A 3,276-nucleotide genomic window follows, 5' to 3' on the forward strand; every position below is an offset into this window, starting at 1 on the left:
CCCGCGTTGCTGGAGATGCTTGCGTCACAGGATGACGACTGGCTCAGCCCGGCCTTGCGCATCACCCCCGACATGCTGCCGCTGGTCACGCTGGAGCAATCGGCCATCGACCGCATCGTCGACAGTGTGCCGGGCGGTGCTGCCAATGTGCAGGACATCTACCCGCTGGCTCCCCTGCAGCAGGGCATGCTGTACCACTACCTGTCTGCCACCGATGGCGACCCCTACCTGTCACAGGTGCAACTGCGCTTTGCCAGCAAGGCCCACCTGGACGCATTCGCCCACGCCCTGCAGTGGGTCATCCAGCGCCACGACATACTGCGCACCGCGCTGCACTGGGAATACCTGGACGCGCCCGTCCAGGTGGTATGGCGCGAAGCCGCGCTGGTGCGCGAAGCGTTGCCGCTGAAGGGGCCCGATGCCCTGGCAAGCCTGTGCGAGCGCTTCAACCCACGCCGTTACCGCCTCGACCTGCGCCAGGCGCCCTTGATGCAACTGGCCCATGCCCAGGGTGAAGGTGAGCAATGGGTTGGCCTGCTGATGTTCCATCACGTGATCATGGACCACACCGCGCTGGACATCGTACGCCGGGAAATCCAGGCCCACCTGGCGGGGGCCGAGGCCCAGCTAGCGCCGCCCATGCCGTTTCGCAACGTGCTGGCGGCTTCGCGCCAGGCGCTGGATGAGCAGGCTCATGCCGGGTTCTTCGAAGCCATGCTGGGTGATATCGACGAGCCCACCCTTGCATTCGGCGTGCAGGCCAGAACCGATGAACCTCTGCAGCAGGCGCGCCTGACCCTGCCAGCCACCTTGGCGCAACGCCTGCGCAGCCAGGCCCGGCAGTTGGGTGTCAGCCCTGCCAGCGTGCTGCACCTGGGCTTTGCCCGGCTGGTTGGCCAGCTGTCTGGCCGCCAGGCCGTGGTGTTCGGTAGCGTCCTGCTCGGGCGCATGACCACCGGCGAGGGCGGCGAGCAAGCGCTGGGCATGTTCATCAATACCCTGCCATTGCGCATCGACCTGGGGGCACTGGGCGTGCGCGACGGGCTGCTGGCTACCCATAAGCGTCTGTGCGGCCTGCTGGCCCATGAACAGGCCTCGCTGGCACTGGCCCAGCGTTGCAGCGGCGTGCCCGCACCGGCCCCGCTGTTCAACAGCATGCTCAACTATCGCCACAGCGACGCCGGTGATGCTGACGAGATCATCCCCGTAGCGCCAGGCATCGACATCGTCGGCGCCGAGGAACGTACCGACTACCCGCTGACCGTTAGCGTGGATGACCTGGGCGAAGACCTGCGCCTGACCGTGCAGAGCCTGCCCGAGTGGGGCGCGCACCGTCTGTGCGGGCAGTTCCAGCAGGTACTGACCAGCCTGGTGGACGCCCTGGAGCAGGCGCCAGATGCACAACTGCAGTGCCTGCCGGTACTGCCGCACGGCGAGCGTGAGCAGGTGTTGCGCCGGTTCAACGACACGGTCAGCGTGTATCCCCAGGGCAATACGGTGCACGCGCTGGTCGAAGCCCGCGCAGCCCAGGTGCCGGCCGCCCTGGCGGTGGTGCAGGGCGAACATGCGCTTACCTACGCGCAGCTCAACCAGCAGGCCAACCAGCTGGCCCACCGCTTGATGGCGTTGGGTGTAACCGTTGGTGACCGTGTCGCCCTGTGCCTGCCGCGCAATTGCAACAGGCTGGTCGGCGTGCTGGGTGTACTCAAGGCCGGCGCTGCCTACGTGCCGGTAGACCCCGGCTACCCTGCCGACCGCATCGCCTACCTGCTGGCAGACAGCGCGCCGGCGTGGGTGCTGGCGGAGTCCAAACTGGCAGGCCTGCCGGCAGATGTGCCGCGCCTGAACATGGACCACGCCGACACCTACGCGGCCAACGTGGCCAACCCACAGGTGCCCGGGCTGGACGCCCAGCAACTGGCTTACCTGGTGTACACCTCAGGCTCCACCGGCCAACCCAAGGGCGTAATGATCGAACATCAGGCCCTGGCCAACCTGGTGCATTGGCATTGCCAGGCATTCGCCGTAGGCGCAGGCGCCCAGGTCTCGAGCGTTGCCGGTTTCGGCTTCGATGCCTTTGCCTGGGAAGCCTGGCCGGCCCTGTGTGCCGGCGCCACCTTGCACCTGCCGCCGGCGCACATCGGCAACGAGCACGTGGAAGAACTGCTCGACTGGTGGCTGCAGCAACCCCTTACCGTCAGCTTTCTGCCCACTCCCGTGGCCGAGCAGGCGCTTGGCCGCGAGCAGCAGCACGCCACCTTGCGCACCCTGCTGGTAGGCGGTGACCGGCTGCGCCAGTTCGACCGCGACCCAGGCTTTGCCCTGGTCAACAACTACGGCCCAACCGAGGTCACCGTGGTGGCTACCTCCGGCCAGGTGCAACCAGGCGGCGCGCTGCATATGGGTACGCCCATCGCCAACACCCGTGCCTACGTGCTGGACACTGGCCTGCAACCGGTGCCCGTTGGGGTGGTGGGCGAGCTGTACCTGGGCGGTGCCCAGGTAGCGCGTGGCTACTTCAACCGCCAGGCCCTGACGCAGGAGCGGTTCATGGCCGACCCGTTCAGCGAACAGGCCAATGCCCGTCTATACCGCACGGGCGACCTGGTACGCTGGAACGCGGATGGCACGCTGGACTACGTGGGCCGCAATGACGACCAGGTCAAGGTCCGTGGCGTGCGTGTCGAGCTGGGCGAAATTGAAGCAACCTTGAATGCGCAACCCGGCGTGAGCCAGGCCGTGGTGCTGGTGCGCGACGGGCGCCTGCTGGCCTGGTACACCCAGGCACAACCGCTTGACCCTGCGCTGCTACGCGACGCCTTGCAGGCTTGCCTGCCTGGGCACATGGTGCCGCAGGCCTTCATCGGCCTGGATGAACTGCCGCTGACCAGCCATGGCAAACTCGACCGCCGGGCGCTGCCGGACCCCGACACAACAAGCCTGGCCAGTGCCGCCTTCACCGCGCCGCTTACCCCAACCGAAGTCGCGATGGCTCAGGTATGGGCCCAGGTGCTGGGCGTGGAACGGGTAGGGCGGCATGACAATTTCTTCGAGCTGGGCGGCCACTCGCTGCTGGCTGTAACCCTGGTCGAACGGCTGCGCCGTGCAGGCATGGCCATAGACGTGCGTGTGCTGTTCGCCCAGCCCACCGTGGCAGCGCTGGCGGCAGTGGTGGGGGCAAGCCAGGAAGCCCAGGTGCCGCCCAACCGCGTACCCGAGCACGCCACCCACATCACCCCGGACATGCTCAGCCTGATCCAGCTGGACCAGGCGGCC

At 67.3% G+C, this 3,276-nt stretch carries 1 pseudogene; it reads left to right on the forward strand.

What is annotated here, in order from left to right:
• Positions 1 to 72 precede the first annotated feature (72 nt).
• A pseudogene (locus tag IAE38_RS24350) lies at positions 73 to 3,132 on the forward strand (non-ribosomal peptide synthetase); the annotation flags it as partial.
• Positions 3,133 to 3,276: the final 144 nt, after the last annotated feature.

Origin of the sequence: Pseudomonas sp. S32, from assembly GCF_016648095.1 — a bacterium.
Lineage (GTDB): Bacteria > Pseudomonadota > Gammaproteobacteria > Pseudomonadales > Pseudomonadaceae > Aquipseudomonas > Aquipseudomonas parafulva.